At 33.5% G+C, this 16,661-nt stretch carries 8 protein-coding genes; 4 read left to right on the top strand and 4 right to left on the bottom strand.

Annotation, left to right across the window (positions count from 1 at the left end; all coding sequences use genetic code 11):
- Positions 1-62: 62 nt before the first annotated feature.
- Complete coding sequence (gene serS / locus QO200_RS11195) at positions 63-1,334, bottom strand: serine--tRNA ligase (RefSeq protein WP_371539889.1); 1,272 nt, start codon at positions 1,332-1,334, stop codon at positions 63-65.
- Between the two features lie 561 nt (positions 1,335-1,895).
- Between serS and QO200_RS11190 the strand changes: the two genes are divergently transcribed.
- The 3 genes from QO200_RS11190 to QO200_RS11180 are packed head-to-tail and all read left to right on the top strand — an operon-like array spanning position 1,896 to position 7,464.
- On the top strand, positions 1,896-2,840 hold the full coding sequence (locus QO200_RS11190; protein ID WP_371539886.1) for a sugar phosphate isomerase/epimerase family protein: 945 nt from the start codon (positions 1,896-1,898) through the stop codon (positions 2,838-2,840).
- A gap of 44 nt (positions 2,841-2,884) precedes the next feature.
- Positions 2,885-5,209 carry a chondroitinase-B domain-containing protein gene (locus QO200_RS11185; RefSeq protein ID WP_371539883.1) on the top strand — a complete coding sequence of 775 codons (2,325 nt, stop codon included), beginning with the start codon at positions 2,885-2,887 and terminating at the stop codon, positions 5,207-5,209.
- An 11-nt stretch (positions 5,210-5,220) separates the two neighbouring features.
- Complete coding sequence (locus QO200_RS11180; RefSeq protein ID WP_371539878.1) at positions 5,221-7,464, top strand: heparinase II/III family protein; 2,244 nt, start codon at positions 5,221-5,223, stop codon at positions 7,462-7,464.
- A gap of 570 nt (positions 7,465-8,034) precedes the next feature.
- On the opposite strand, the gene QO200_RS11175 is transcribed toward QO200_RS11180, so the two are convergent.
- From QO200_RS11175 to QO200_RS11165, 3 genes are read right to left on the bottom strand one after another with little or no spacing between them, the layout of a single operon-like run.
- Entirely contained in the window at positions 8,035-9,588 is a 1,554-nt protein-coding gene (locus QO200_RS11175) for a RagB/SusD family nutrient uptake outer membrane protein (protein WP_371539875.1), read from the bottom strand.
- Between the two features lie 23 nt (positions 9,589-9,611).
- On the bottom strand, positions 9,612-11,003 hold the full coding sequence (locus QO200_RS11170) for a SusC/RagA family TonB-linked outer membrane protein (RefSeq protein WP_371540043.1): 1,392 nt from the start codon (positions 11,001-11,003) through the stop codon (positions 9,612-9,614).
- 50 nt (positions 11,004-11,053) lie between these two features.
- Positions 11,054-12,649, bottom strand: a complete 1,596-nt coding sequence (locus QO200_RS11165; protein ID WP_371539872.1) for a SusC/RagA family TonB-linked outer membrane protein — start codon at positions 12,647-12,649, stop codon at positions 11,054-11,056.
- A 795-nt stretch (positions 12,650-13,444) separates the two neighbouring features.
- Here QO200_RS11165 and QO200_RS11160 point away from each other — a divergent pair.
- Positions 13,445-16,630 (top strand): SusC/RagA family TonB-linked outer membrane protein, encoded by a 3,186-nt coding sequence (locus QO200_RS11160; protein ID WP_371539869.1) that lies wholly within the window; start codon positions 13,445-13,447, stop codon positions 16,628-16,630.
- Positions 16,631-16,661: the final 31 nt, after the last annotated feature.

Raw genomic sequence — 16,661 nt, 5'->3', positions numbered from 1 at the left:
GCAAATTATTTTAAATAAAACATACAATTTGCGAATTTATGGTCAATAAAAACTGCCTATAATTAATCTATAATATCAAATCCGCAGTATGGACGTAAAACCTCTGGAATTACGATTCCTTCTGCTGTCTGGTAATTTTCAAGGATTCCTGCCAAAACTCTTGGCAAAGCCAATGAACTTCCGTTTAAGGTATGTGCCAATTGGTTTTTACCGTCTTTATCTTTGAAACGCAATTTTAAACGATTGGCTTGAAAAGTTTCAAAATTAGATACAGATGAAATTTCTAACCAACGGTCTTGTGCTGTAGAAAACACTTCAAAATCATAAGTCAATGCCGATGTGAATCCCATGTCTCCACCACAAAGGCGTAAGATTCTATATGGTAACTTCAATTCGTTAAGAATGTCTTTTATATGTTCAACCATTCCGTCTAAAGCTTCATATGATTTATCAGGATGCTCCACGCGTACGATTTCTACTTTATCAAATTGATGCAAACGATTTAATCCGCGTACATGCGCTCCATAAGAACCTGCTTCACGACGGAAACATGGTGTGTAAGCTGTAGTTAGAACAGGCAACTCATTTTCGTTTAAGATTACATCTCTAAACATATTTGTTACTGGAACCTCAGCCGTAGGAATTAAATATAAATTATCAGTTGCATCGTGGTACATCTGTCCTTCTTTGTCCGGCAATTGTCCGGTTCCATAAGCAGATGCTTCGTTTACCATATGAGGTACTTGAACCTCATTGTATCCCGCTGCAGTATTTTTATCTAAGAAATAATTGATTAACGCACGTTGCAATCTTGCGCCTTTTCCTTTATAAACCGGAAATCCTGCTCCGGCGATTTTATTTCCTAACTCGAAATCAATAATATCGTATTTCTTCACTAATTCCCAATGTGGTTGCGCACCTTCGTGTAAAACAGGAACTTCACCCGCTTCAAAAACGTTTAAATTTTCCTCAGGCGTTTTCCCTACCGGTACAATATCAGCTGGAAGATTAGGTAAAGTATATAGTTTCTCGGTAAGTTCAGCAGCAAGTGCATCTGCGATTTCTGATAACTTCTTACTTTTCTCTTTGTTTAAAACCGTTTTTTCTTTCAGAATAGCGGCTTTTGATTTCTCACCGTTTTTCATCAATTCGCCTATGTCTTTGGACAGTTTATTAGATTCAGCTAAAATTCCGTCTAACTCTACTTGCGTAGCACGACGTTGTTCGTCTAGTTTTACGACATCTTCCACAACACTTTTGGCATCCATATTTCTTTTTGCCAAAGCTTGGATTACTTTCTCTTGATTCTCTCTAATAAATGCAATTTGTAACATAGCTTGAATTTTATAACTCTTGGGTTTTTATCTCTATAAAGAAAGCAAATTTAAGGAAATGTTTGAGACTTATCAGACAAAGTTTTGGGGAAATAACTATTTATGTCGCTCTTTTTCGATTAGCGCATCTCTGTGTAATACCATAATAATAGTTATTTCGCAAAGACGTGCTCAATTCACGCTCAGAAACGCTATGTTTATTTGTTTACCTAAAATTAGAACGTGAATCAAACTGATTGCTGTGGATTTCAAAAACTACTTTGCAAAACTCTATGCTTACCTTTTCCGCATTCTCCACGATTCTCTGTGTATCTTTTTACTAATTCAAGATTCTTATTATATTAACTCCATTTTTTTTAATTTCTATTTTATTCACTTGTTTAATTAAATTATATACATATATTTGGAAAACCAAATTGGTTACCCAGTTTTTTGTATTGCTCAATTTGCTGATTTATACTATTATTTAAACGATTTTTACCTTAGAAGAATCATTCCAATTGATTCACCAATATAAATCGTTGACTAATAGATTAATGTCGGTTTAATTTTAAAAAAACTATGACAACAAGAAGAGAATTTATATCAAAAACAGCTTTTGTCGCTGGCTTAATGCCATTTGCTTCTTTTCCTTTTTCAAATTTATTTGACGAAGAATATAGCGATATCTTAGATGTAAATATTTTTTCTAAACATCTTCAGTTTTTAGATTACAAAACGACTGGTGAAATCGCTGCCGAAATGGGTTTTTCTGGCGTCGATCTCACAGTACGTCCAGGAGGCCATGTGCTTCCAGAAAACGTAAAAACCGACTTACCAATAGCAGTAAACGCAATTAGAAAAAGTGGTATTAACTGCACCATGATTACCACAGCTATTGAAAGTACAAATAATCCGCTGGACATAGACATCCTTCAAACTGCTGCTGCAAATAAAATCACCTACTATCGTCCCAATTGGTATAAATACAAAGAAGGGCAGTCTATGGAAGATGCTTTACTTTACTATCAAGAGGAAATAAGAAAATTAGGCATGCTAAACAAAGAATTAGGACTCATAGGTTGCTATCAAAATGTTGATGGTACCGTTGTGGGAAGTTCTTTTTGGGAAGTCAAAAAAATTATTGAAACCGTAGATCCAAAATATTTTGGCTCGCAGTATGACATTAGACATGCGATGGTAGAAGGAGGGAATTCTTGGCAAAACGGTCTTCAACTTTTAGAGCCCAACATTAAAACTATTGTTCTAAAAGATTTTAAATGGGGAAAAGTTAACGGGAAATGGGAAGCAATCAATGTACCCGTTGGCGAAGGAATGGTAGACTTCGATAAATATTTTAAATTATTAAAACACTATAAATTAAAACCGCCTGTATCCCTACATATTGAATATGATTTAGGAGGGGCAGAACAAGGGAAGCAAAAAATTACGGTAGATAAAAAAATAGTTTTTGATGCGATAAAAAGAGATTTAAAGAGCGTACAAAAACTATGGAAAGAAGCCTAATAGCTAAAATAAAAACTAAAAATAATTTTGAAAATTAATTGATAATGAAAAGAATCGTATCCATTTTAAGTCTGCTAATTTTACTTGTTTCTTGTAAAGAAATAGCTGTAGCAAACAACTTGAAACCAAAAAACAACATCAAAGTAAAGAATCTAACCGAGCTTCAGAATGCTATAAAAAACAGCACTGCTGGTGACAACATCATTTTAGCTAACGGTATTTGGAAAGATGCTGAAATTAAATTTTACGGAAAAGGAACAAAGGAAAACCCTATCGTTTTGAGAGCCGAAACTCCAGGAAAAGTTTTCATCGAAGGAGTTTCTAACTTAAAATTAGCAGGTAGCTATTTAGAAGTAAGAGATTTATATTTCAAAAATGGATATACACCTTCTAATGCCGTGATTCAATTTAAAATCAACAATGATTCTATTGCTAACAATTGCAAAGTCACGCAATGTGTTATTGAAGAATTCACTCAACCTGACAGAGATGTAAGCGACCATTGGGTAGAATTTTGGGGTAGACACAATGAGCTAAGCAATAATTATATTACAGGAAAATCTAATTTTGGACCAACAGTACGAGTATTCCTTGATGGTAACGAACATGTTAATAACTACCACCAAATAATAAACAACCACTTTGGACCAAGACCTCGTAAAGGAGGACCACATGGAGAAACGATTCAAATAGGCGATAGTGAAACTTCAATGACGCCTTCCTACACGAACGTTTACAACAACTTATTTGACCGTTGCAATGGTGAAGTAGAAATTATTTCGAGCAAATCTAACTTTAACGAATTCAAGAATAATGTGTTTTTTGAAAGTGAAGGGTCTTTAGTTTTAAGACACGGAAATTATGCTAAAATTGACGGAAACGTTTTCATAGGAAATGATAATTCTGACCAAATGGGAGGTATTCGCGTCGTAAATACAGGACATTGGATAACAAACAACTATTTCTACAAAATAAACGGAAATTCATTCAGAAGTGCTATTGCAGTTATGAACGGGATTCCAAAATCATCTTTAAATCGCTACAACCAAGTTACAGATGTTGTTGTAGCCCACAATTCTTTTATTGACTGTAAATCACCTTGGCAATTTAGCGTAGGTTCTAATGTAAGTCAAAAAGAAGTATTGCCTAAATCTGAAATTCGTTCTGCACGTCCTGAGCGCGTAGTAGTAGCAAACAACTTAATTTACAATGAAACTCCAGATACAAACCCTATCGTAAACTATGATAAAGTTGATGGTGTTAATTTTAAAAACAACTTCATTAACAACGAAAATAAAAGTGAAGTTAAGCCCGCAGGATTAATCAGTAAAGATTTTGCAGTTACTAAAGCAGCAACCGATTTATTTGTATTGAAAGAAAACAATCCAGATGTTTATGCAGGATTTGACTTTGAAACAATTAATAAAGATTTCTTTGGAAACGATAGAACTGCAGCTAACAACAGCGTTGGTGCAATTGTAAATCCAATTAAAGCAAACCCTATTTTAGTCGATAAAAGCAAATACGGAACCAACTGGTTTTTAGTTGAAAAGCCTAAAGCTGCAGCAAACAAGATAAGCGTCTCTAGTTCAACAGAACTTGTAAACCAACTTAAAAAAGCAGTTTCTGGAGATATTATTGTATTGAAAAGCGGCACTTTTAAAGTTAACGAAGCGCTTCTTATTGACAAAGAAATTACCATTACTTCTAGCGATGCTAAAAAGAGATCTAAACTAGTATTTACTTCCGCAAAAACGGCTTTTGAAATGCTACCTAAAGGAAATTTAATTCTAAAAGACATTATCCTTATGGGGAATAAGTCGCAAAATGCCTTTACAACTTTAGACAAAAACATGAGTAAAGCTTATGATTTACGTATCGAAAATACAGCCATTTCTAACTTTAAAAATGTTTTAGAAGTATCAAAAGGATCATTTTCAGATACTATTTTAGTTAACAATTCAGTGATTACAGATTGTGAAAATGGTTTTCTTCTAAATAAAGAAACGAATGACGGTGGAGATTACAATGCCGAATTTGTAACTTTTACCAACACTAAATTTGATAACATTCAAGGATTAGTTTTAGATTATTACCGTGGTGGTTATGACGAATCAACCATTGGTGGAAACCTAAAACTTCAAGGAAACACTTTTACAAATTGTGGAAAAGCACAACCAGAACACATTTTAATTAAAAATAGAGGGGTTGTATTTGTGGAAATTTCGAACAATACTTTTACAAATAACCCTGTAAAAACAATTGCGGTATTATGGGGAGAAAAAGGACAAGAACCCGTAAACAATACAATTACCAATTCAGGGAAATTTGAGATTGTTCAAAATCTAGAAATGAAGTTGATGTACTAATGATTCTAGTTATGAAATACTTAAAAAATAGCCTCATTGCTTTAAGCTGTGTCATTTCTATGAGTAGTTATGCCCAAAATATTGCTGCTGAAAAAGTCATTGCTAACAATAAATTAGTTGACTATTTAAAACCCGATGTACAACAAGTACTTGGTGGTGTAAACGCAGTAACTGATGCTAAACTAGCACAGTATTTTAGAGACAAATTTTCGGAACGATATTTTTACAATTGGAAAAATAATGACGCCCGTTTCAAAGCCTACGAATCTTCTTATCCTGACGCTAAAAATGGACATATTGAACGCGCTTTAGATCATATGGGTAAGTATCCTGCCGTTGCCCACTGGAAACTGCCCTATACATACCAAAATGGCGAAGCAGTAAACGCCTATGCTATGCGCCACTTAGCACGCCAACACAAAATGGTGGATGTTGCTATGTACTACAATTATCAAAATAAAAATCCAGCGTATTTAAGCTACTTTAAAAACCAGCTAAAATCACTTAATACAGCTTTAGAAGCCAATAAATATGAAACCATAGAAGATGGTAATGGAACCTATGAAGCCTTTCGATCTGGTTATCGAATACTGAACTGGTTAGAGATTCACAATATGTTCTTGGGAGAAAAAGAGTATTCTGACGAAGATCAATTAACTACCATTGCGACCTTACTACAGCATGCTTCTAATCTTTACGAAAGTAATACCGAGTTTGTTCCAGGAAATCATCAAACACGAGGCATGTCTGCCTTAGCAATGCTTTCCATTTTATTTAAGGATTTTAAAGATTCTGATAAATGGAACGAGCGTGCTATGACTATTTTAGAACAGCATTTATCTAAAGAAATCAATGCAGACGGATTTCAGTTTGAGCGCACGGTACATTATCACATTAGCGATATTGACACCTACTATTATGTGTATCAATTAGCAAAAAACAGCAATATAAAAGTAGGCGAAGTTTGGGAAAACAAACTAAAATCGCTGTTTACCACCTTAACTAAAATTGGATTTCCAGATAAATCAGCACCCGTTTTTTCTGATGACACAAACGAACCTTGGGCAGAAAAAAATGATATCTCAGGAGCATTAACATTGGGTTATTTACTCTTCTCAGATCCTGAAATGGGTTATTTTGCTAATAATCATGTGGAATCGGATATGTTTTGGTTTTTGAATGATGCGCAATTAAAAATGCTAAGTAATCTCGAAAAGAAAACCCCTCAATTTACCTCTGTAGATTTTCCCGAAACTGGCTATTACATTATGCGCCAAGGCTGGAACAAAGACGATAAAATGATGGCTATTTCTAACGGACTAGATCCTGACAAACCAGATCATCAGCATGGTGATATGCTTGGAATTCAGGCGATGGCTAACGGACAGGTTATTTTACCCAATTATCAAGTACGCTATTCACTTAAAGATTATGAATTTTTCAAAAATTCTATGGTTAAAAACGTGGCTTTGGTTGATAATGAACTACAAGGAAAAGAGTATGGAGGCAATCAAGGAGGAAGTGGTTTTGGTAAATTTAAAACCTTACCACACCCTAAAACGATTGCTTGGAAAACCAACAAAGATTTAGATCTTTTTATAGGAAGTCATGATGGGTTTGAAAACATTGGAGTCAATTATTCGAGACAAGTTATTTATTTAAAAGATGATTTTTGGATTGTGAAAGACAACTTCACAGCAGACAAACCGCATACCTACAAACAAGTTTGGCAAGGTCATTATAGCAAAGAACTCGCACCTAAATTGCTTCGTTCCTCTTTTAACGATGGTTCCGGAAGTGATATCTACCAATTGACAGCTACTGACTCAGTGTTAACTTCAGGAGCAAGAGGTAAAGAATGGGCTGTGGTTTCTAAGAACAATAATTCGGCATATAGTTTTATAACCGCAATTGTTCCTTTTAAGAAATTTGAAGATAGAATAGATGAAGAGATTAGCAACCTAAAAATAAAAGGATGGGAAGTAAATAGTTCAAAATGGACTAGTGAAGGGGCGCAAGTAAATTCATTATCTAAAGAAAATATTTCGGTGTTTTTCTCAGTTAAAAAGCTACGACTAAACGGTATTCAAATTAGTTTTTCTGAAGAAGGGGATGTCTTTATAAAGCTCGACAAAAACAAACTGACAATTCAATCGTTAAGTAAGAATGAATTGCAAATGACATTTACAACTAAAAAAACAACTAAAAAGGCGTTGCTTAAGCCGGGAGAATCGGTAGAATATGACTTTAAATAGCAACACACCATTTTAACTCCTTTAGCGGTTTAATATAAAATAGCCACTAATTACCTCAAACCCGGGATAATTAGTGGCTATTCTTTTTTCATTCTATAACTTACCGTTATTAAAACCTATTCTTTTACTTTTAGCTTTTATCAACAATCCTGTTAATAGAGCTTGTCAATATTAGATCCGAACAAACTTTTTAGCCGACTTGATTTTACGAAGTCATATCATTCAAACCTCTGATGTTTCACAGAGGCATAGAGCCTGCTTAAAATGAGCTACAGTATTGATTTAGCAAAATTTAGTACTGGATAGTCGTCATGGTTATTTTAACTGTTAAGAAGCGACCTTTTTAAAACTTTACCTACATATCAAAAAAAATATACCGACCTAAAATTCAAGTCGGTATATCTACTAAAAACAAAACTAATCAACTAATTCTATTTTTGGGGATTATTTTTAACAACCCCTATTTTGTACTAGTTTCTATTAAAGAACTATTTGTTCATTACAAACATTTAGCTCTGATTTAATACAATAAACCCAAAGAAAACTAAATTTTTAAAAATTATTTCAACCCTAGTATCCAGGATTCTGAGGCAATAAGTTAGGATTTCTTGTTATCTCATTTGCAAGTATTGGTAGTAAATAATCATCATCAGTAAAACCTGCTTTAGCACCTTCTAATCCAGAAGCACTAAATACGTTATATGGCGCACCGCCCATTTTTCTTCTAACAATGTCATACCATCTTATACCTTCAAAAGCAAGCTCTAATCTACGCTCTTCTAATACATCTGCAACAGTAACTGCTCCAGTAAGGTCTGCCGGTAAAGCATTTGCACCAACTGTAACTTCAACACCACCTTTCTGAGTTGCACCACCTTTTCTAGCTCTAGCTCTTACCTCATTGATATAAGTACGTGCTAATGCATTATTAGTTGTTATAGATGCTTCGGCAGCAATTAATAATACCTCTGCATAGCGAATCATAGAATAGTTATGACTTGTTGCTCTAGCATTTATACGAGCAAATGCTCCTGGATAACGATCGTATTTAGCGATATAAGGTTGATTTTTAGCAAACTTATGGCCACTTATCGTAAAGTTAGTATAAGGCACTAACGTCCCATTAATTGATGCTCCATCAGACATACTTACTGCTCTTCTATAATCGTTTGCATTCCAAGTTGTATATACTTTAAGAGCTGGAACAGCAACAGACCAACCTCCACCTTGATTTCTATCGTCTCCTCTAATACCCGTTATTGGGGCCAATTGATCATAACCATTGTCAGACCCCTCAAAATTATTATAATCTAATGCAAATATTGGTTCTTTAGAAGCATCGATTTTATTGGCATTAAATAAATTTTGAAAATCTCCATCTAAATCTAAGTTATAAAGTGCTTTATTATCAATCACATGTTTAGCTTCACTGAATGCTTTTCCTAAAAGCACAGCATTATCTGTATTCCCTGCCATTGTTAAATACACTAAAGCCAGATAAGAATGTGCTGCTGCTTTTGAAGGTATTGCTCTTGATGTAGTTGTATTGGGTAACCAAGTTATTGCATATTCCAAATCAGCGATAATATTATCATACACTTGTGCTGCTGGTGCTCTACTTATAGTTGCCGATGCTGGTATTGCTGGACTATCCATATAAGGAACAGCTCCAAACTGTCTTACTAGATGAAAATACATAAACGCTCTTAAAAAATGAGCTTGTGCCGTAATTGGATTTTTAACCGCATCAGCTACATCTACATGCGTAGCACCTGCAATAGCCTCGTTACAAGCAGCAATTGCTTGATACGATCTTGGCCAAAAGTTGTCAATCATTTTATTATCAGTCAAAGTAGTAAGATTGTTCATCTCCATTCTTTCTGTTTCTGTAGATGCAAGACCCACCATATCAGAACGTAACATTAATGCTATGGCTTGTTTTCTTCCCCAAAACTGTTCGTTAATCATGTGCCCATAAGTAGCATTCACTGCTGTTTGTATATCTTTTGGAGTGCTAAAAAAACCTTCCGGTGACAACAAACCTACAGGCTCTTCTTCTAAATTTGAGCATCCGACGATTGATAAACCTACCAATAGCAGGATTAAATATTTATATGTTTTCATATTGTATATTTTTAATTATTTGATTAAAATTTCAAATTAAGACTAATATTTACAGATCTAACTGTTGGATAATTTCCAAAATCAAACCCTTGAACGGTATTAGACGATCTGCTATTATCACCACTTCTTCCAAAATAATTCACCTCAGGATCTAAACCAGAATACTTTGTAAAAGTCAATAAATTTTGCGCGCTTACCGTCAATCTTAGGTTTTCTACACCTAAACTTTCAATAATTGTCGATGGAAAATTATACCCTATCGCTATGTTTTTCAATCTAATATAGCTACCATCTTCTACAAAACGAGAAGATATCTCTCTATTACTATTATTTCCAACACGAGGTGTGTTTGTGTCGGTATTGGTAGGAGTCCAAGCATTATTAAAAAAGTCTTGAGTCGTATTTGAATCACCATTAAACAACTGTACATTAGTCATATTAAAAATATCTCCACCTTGAGAACCTTGGAAAAAGATGTTCAAATCAAAATTTTTGTAGCTAAAGTTGTTAGTTATACCAAAAGTATAATCTGCATTAGGATTACCTATTATCGTTTTATCCGCTGCTTCAAGTTTAGTATTACCATCAGTATCTGCAAATAATGGATCTCCTGCTACACCACCTGGTAAAGTAAGTGTTCCTGCAGGTAAAGCACCTCCTTGATAAACCCCTTTATATTCATATCCCCAAAAAAGTCCAACTTCTTCACCTACTCTTAAAATAGAAGTGTTACTAATAGTACCTGACATATAACTTGGAGCGGCATTATCAAACAAATCAATACCTTTTACTAATTTTACTACTTTGTTTTTATTAGAAGACAAATTAAAATCCGTAGTCCAACTAAAATTGTTATTAGTAATATTTTTAGTGTTCAAAGTAATTTCAAATCCTTTATTATTAATCTCTCCTAGATTAGCTAAAATTTTATCATTAAGGTAACCTAAAGTTTGAGGTAAACCCGTATTTTCTAAAATTAAGTCTTTAGTATCAATGTTATAATAGTCTAACGAAAGCGATACCTTGTTATTTAGCAACCCTAAATCTACACCAAAATTTGTTTGGTATGAAGATTCCCATTTCAAGTCTGGATTAGCCGGTTGGTATGGCGTAATAGTATTTACAGTTTGTCCATTACTAGAAGCATAAATACTTGAATAACTTGCTAAGGATTGGTACGGGGCAATTGATGGGTTACCCGTAACACCATAACTTGCTCTTAATTTTAAGTTGGAAATAGTTTCATTATCTTTCAAAAAGTCTTCTTTTGATACTTTCCAACCTATTGCACCTGAAGGAAAAATAGCATACTTATTATTGGCTGCAAAATTTGATGCACCATCTCTTCTTACCGTAGCAGTTAATAAATATTTATCATTATAATCATAATTTGCTCTAGCAAATTGAGATAGAATTTCCCACTCACTTAAAGAAGAACTTGGTTGTAAATAAGTTGCTCCATTTCCTAGATTGTAAAAAAAAAACTATCGGAAAGAAAACCACTCGCCCCAGCAGAAAATCTTTCTGTTACATTTTTTTGATAAGAATACCCTGCCAATAGCGTTAAATCTCCTTTACCTATTTCTCTTTTATAAGTCAAATAATTTTCACTCAAAATATTTGAATTTCGGTAATTTTCGATTGTAGCTCTTCCTCCACCGGAACCTGATTTTATTAATGTTGATGGAAGAAAAATTCCTCTAGTTCTATTTTCATTACTTAAACCAAAAGTAGTTTTAAAAGCTAGTCCCTCTATAATATCATAGTTGGCATAAAAATTTGCTCTAAAGTTATCCGTTTTAGTATTGTCTATTCTCTCCGTTGCAACAGCGTACGGGTTATCAACTTCGTCCCCTATTTTATCATTTGTAGAAAAACTTCCGTCTGCCTCTCTTATTGGTTTATCTGGCGCCATTCTCATTGCTAATGTGATCACATCATCTCCACCTCCAGAAACTGAACCGTTTGATTGGGTAGCAACTCCATTTTTAATTGCTCTACTTCCAAAAAGATTAAGCCCTAATTTTAATTTATCAGTCACTTGTGCATCTACGTTTGTTAAGAACGTTGCTTTTTCAAAATCAGAATTAATTATAATACCATCTTGTTTAAAATAATTACCAGAAGCATAAAAATTAATTTTATCGGAACCTCCAGAAAAAGAAAGTTGATGATTCGCTGTACTACCACCTCTATAAATTAAGTCCTGCCAATCTGTATTTGCAGTTCCTTGAACATATGGAGTACTACCACCACCATTCGTAATTATCCTATTTTGATAAGTCGCAAAATCATCTGCATTTAATAAGTCTATTCTGTTTGCAGTATTTTGAGTAGCATAGGTACTATTCATTTCAACAGTTAATTTTCCATTTCTACCTTTTTTAGTAGTAACCATAACCACCCCATTAGAACCTCTAGAACCATAGATAGCAGTTGCCGAGGCATCTTTTAAAACCTCAATAGATTCAATATCACTAGCCTGTGGCATAGTCGCTCCCACAAAACCATCTACCACAATAAGAGGAGAACTGCTTGCACCAATAGAAGTGTTACCTCTAATTTTTATAGCGATAGGCGCTCCTGGCTCACCACCATTATTAGATTGAACAACTACACCAGCTGCACGTCCTTGAAGAGCTTGAGCTGCGTCTGCTACAGGAAATGCATTTATTTCTTCGGCCTTAATCGAAGATACAGCTCCAGTGATATCACTCTTTTTTCGAGAACCATAACCAACAACGACAACCTCGTCAAGTTGACTTTCATTCTCAACCATAATTATATTAAGTGTCTTTTGATTTGTTATAGTAATAGATTGCTTTACATAACCTAAATACGAAAATTGGAGTACATCTCCACGCTTAACTTCCAATTGGAAATTTCCATCGAAGTCAGTTACCACTCCATTTGTCGTTTTGGCAACAATTACGTTGGCACCAGGAATTGGCATTTTTCCCTCATCTGATACCGTACCAGATATTTTATATCCGTCTTGTGCAAATAATGATACATTGAATATCAATAGTAGCATTAATGTTAGTTTAATTTTTAAATTCATGGTCAATTTGTTTGTGATTAAATTAGTTAACTAAAGGATTAAACAATCCTTTTAAATTAAATTTCGCATTTCATTTAGAAGTAATATTTTATTGGTTAGTAATTAAATAATATTGAATCCTGAAAATTGACGCACCAATCTGGTTTACCAATCTGATTCACCAAATATATGTATTATTTTTTTGTTAAAAAAAATATTTTTGCTGTTTATTCAAAATAATGGGATTAAAAAACCAATAATTAAAAAAAAACGAGTAAAAAATTGCTCTTTTAGCATAAAAAATGAGCTTTTTAGAAATAGACGTAGAAAGCAACTCATCGTAGACTATAAAAGGTTTAAGAATGTTTTTCATTTCTAAAGTCTGGCTAATTTAAAATCGCTTTTTCATCAACTGGTTTACCAGATTTCAAAATTTTAGTAATTTTTAAGATAAATAATTTAATTAACAGTCTATTTCCTATATTACTGTCAATTACAGAGCCTTTTACAGCATGTAAAACGCTTCTATACATAAATTAAAATCAATAAAATCCGTATTTTAAATACAATTATGTAATGGAATTTAATAATAATAACGAATTGTGTTTTTTATTTCATTTTTTTAAATTTTTCTATCCTTTCCTATTTTTTATTGGTTAAAAAAAAGTTAAGTTTGCTTTGCTGATTGGTTAACCAGTTTGGTTGTTTAGTTTTAATTAAAATCAAGACTCAATATTTTAAACATACTCAATCGATGTAGCAATAAAAATTGAAAGGCTATTTCAAACAAAAAAAACTAACAAAAAGGATTAAATTATGAAAAAAACGATTTTAATGTTTCTCCTGGTTTTCTCATCTATTATGAATGCTCAGACTGATAAAATTAAAATATCAGGAAAAGTTGTTGATAATACTGGTCAAGCTATTCCCAATGCCACTGTTTCTGTCGATGGCAATAGTATCGTAACTGATTTGGACGGGAAATATTCAGTAGTAGCAAATAGTGCAAAGTCAGCACTAAGCTTTTCTTATTTAGGATTTGATACAAAATCAGTTCTAGTGGGTAAAAACACAGTCATTAATGTTTCATTACAGGAATCTAACAATGTCCTTAACGAAATAGTTGTAGTAGGATACGGAACACAAAAACGTTCCAGCGTTACAGGATCTGTAGCTAAATTGAAGAGCGATAAAATTGAGAATGCACCAGTATCACGTTTAGATCAAGCAATTCAAGGAAAAATTGCGGGTGTTAGAGTACAAAACATATCATCAGAAGCAGGAGCTACTTCTCAAATAAACATTAGAGGTATTAGTTCTGTTAATGCTGGTTCTGGACCACTAATCGTGGTAGATGGACAACCTATGGCTGACGGAATGGGATCTGTAAACAACGCTGATGTAGAATCGGTTGAGGTTTTAAAAGATGCTGCATCTGCTGCTATTTACGGATCTAGAGGTGCAGGAGGAGTAATCTTAATTACAACAAAAAAAGGTAAGGAAGGTAAAACTAAATTTAAATTTAGTAACACAACAGGTATCAAAAGCGCTTCTAAAACTTATGATGTTATGAGCACAACAGAATATGTAAATTTATTATATCCTGAATCTGCTTTACGTATTAACGATCCATTATGGACTGGAGGAACTACTCTTGCAAATACTATTGGATCTTTGGGTAAATTTCAATCTCAATATGCTATCGAAAAAGAACTTTTAGATGGTAAAGGAACAGATTGGCAAGATGAAGCATTAAGAACTGCCTTTTACCAAGATTTACAATTCAATGTGTCTGGTGGTAGTAAGAAAAATAGCTTCTACATCTCAACAGGATATCAGAATGATCAAGGTTTGATGTTGAAAAGTAATTACCAAAAATTAAATTTCAGATTTAAATTTGATTCTCAATTAACAGATAAAATTAAATTAAACGTTAATTTGAATCCTTCGAATACTCAAACTGAAAAGCCTGCTGCTAACTTTATAGATTTTGCTAGGTTCCCAAGTTTTATGCCAGTTTATCATACTCAAAAAACTGCCAATTACATTAACGCACAAGACCCTACTAGAAACATAAAAGCAGGAGATTTTGCAGAGGATGATGATTTTTCAGGAATATCATACTCAAGTATAGATCCACAAGGAAACCCTTATACAGTATCTAACAATACAAACAACAGACCTTTTAATACCTCGAATACAAATCCTATTCGTAATTTAACTCAGCAAGACGATCACACAAATGATTTCCGTTTTCAAGGAAGTGCTGGATTAACTTTTAACGTAGCTAAAGGTTTGTCCTTCAAAACGACTCAAAGTATTTACTTTAGAAATTCAGAAAGAACACAAACTGGTGAAACAAATGCAGCTAGATTTGGAAACCCAAATTATGCGACTTACACAAGTTCCCATTTTTACGATTTCTTAACTGAGAATACTTTAAATTACAACAAAACTGTTGGAAATCATGATTTCACAGCCTTAGCTGGTGCTACCTATGAAACTACAAATACTAAGTCACTAGTAACTGCAGGTACTACATTTTCAAGTGAAAGCATTCGTAATTTAAACTGTGCTACAGTTATTTTACAACCTGTTCAATCAAACATCACTACAGGTTTAACATCATTCCTTGGAAGATTAAATTATGCCTACAAAAACAAATATTTACTTAGTGCTAGTTATCGTACTGACGGAAGCTCATTATTTGACGTAGGTAACAAATGGGGAGGTTTCCCAGCGGTCTCTTTAGGATGGGTAGTATCAAAAGAAAACTTTTTAGCAGATGTTACAGCTATCAATAGATTAGCATTTAGAGCTTCTTATGGAGCTACTGGAAACAATGCTATTACACCATTTTTATACCAATCAACATTAAATAGTTCTAACTATGTAAGCGGTATAGGAAACGGTACTGTTTCAACTGGACTTGCAAATTTAGCGAGTGTTTACAGTAACAAAGACATCACTTGGGAAAGAACGTTCTCTACCAACTTAGGATTTGACTTGTCTATGTTTAAAAGTAGAGTAAACTTAAATATTGATGTTTTTCAATCGAATACTGAAAAATTATTACTTGAAAATTCAGCGCTATTAATAACAGGATCAAGCTCTATAATTACAAATGCAGGTAGTTTACAAAATAGAGGATTTGAAGTTGAGCTATCTACTGTAAATATTAAAACAAAAGATTTTACTTGGACTACTGACTTTAACATTTCACAAGCTAAAAATAAAATTACCGAACTAGGAGATAAAACATCTTTAATATCACCTACAATTGATGGTAGAAATGGATTAAACAACTACGCTATCGTAGGACAACCATTAATTAGCTTCTTTGGCTACAAAACAGATGGTGTATGGAATAGTACTGCCGATATTAATGCTGCCAAAGCTGCTGGTTTAACTTCTACCTTAACAGGTGATCTTGTAGAAGGTGGATTGAAAATTGTCGATGTAAACGGGGATAAAGTAATCGACACTAAAGACCGCGTTATTTTAGGAAATCCTTATCCAGATTTGACTTGGGGTTTTACAAACTACTTTAAGTACAAAAACCTAGATTTAAATTTCACATTACAAGGAGTTATTGGAGGAGATTTAATCAATGGTGATGTTAATTATAACGAAATCAAAGAAAGAGTAACAAATTATATGGGGAATAGATGGGTAAGTCCTAGTAATCCAGGAGATGGTAAGACACCTTACTTAACAAATGGAGTTAACCCTTTATTTACTGATGCTGCTGTAGAAGATGCTACCTACTTTACATTAAGAGAAGTTGCTCTTGGGTATAATTTTGATGCGTCAAAACTTAAATTATCTAATTTAAGATTTTCTTTAACAGGACAAAATTTATTATTTGTGAACAACAATAGCTATAAAGGTATTAACATCGAAGCTAGAACATCACAAACAAGTCCATTAATTGATGGATATCAAAGAGGTGGATTCCCAATACAAAAAACGGTTCTATTTGGTGTAGAAATTGGTTTTTAATAAAATAATTGATAAGAAACGGAATCGTTTT

This window comes from Flavobacterium sp. Arc3, from assembly GCF_041431375.1.
Taxonomy (GTDB): domain Bacteria; phylum Bacteroidota; class Bacteroidia; order Flavobacteriales; family Flavobacteriaceae; genus Flavobacterium.
Note: the sequence above shows the minus strand (reverse complement) of the source record. Positions and strands in the feature narration are given on the sequence as shown.

Excerpts from the sequence above, each read along its gene's own strand:
- serS (WP_371539889.1), bottom strand. The coding sequence starts at position 1,334 with ATGTTACAAATTGCATTTATTAGAGAGAATCAAGAGAAAGTAATCCAA.
- QO200_RS11190 (WP_371539886.1), top strand. The coding sequence starts at position 1,896 with ATGACAACAAGAAGAGAATTTATATCAAAAACAGCTTTTGTCGCTGGC.
- QO200_RS11185 (WP_371539883.1), top strand. The coding sequence starts at position 2,885 with ATGAAAAGAATCGTATCCATTTTAAGTCTGCTAATTTTACTTGTTTCT.
- QO200_RS11180 (WP_371539878.1), top strand. The coding sequence starts at position 5,221 with ATGAAATACTTAAAAAATAGCCTCATTGCTTTAAGCTGTGTCATTTCT.
- QO200_RS11175 (WP_371539875.1), bottom strand. The coding sequence starts at position 9,588 with ATGAAAACATATAAATATTTAATCCTGCTATTGGTAGGTTTATCAATC.
- QO200_RS11165 (WP_371539872.1), bottom strand. The coding sequence starts at position 12,649 with ATGAATTTAAAAATTAAACTAACATTAATGCTACTATTGATATTCAAT.
- QO200_RS11160 (WP_371539869.1), top strand. The coding sequence starts at position 13,445 with ATGAAAAAAACGATTTTAATGTTTCTCCTGGTTTTCTCATCTATTATG.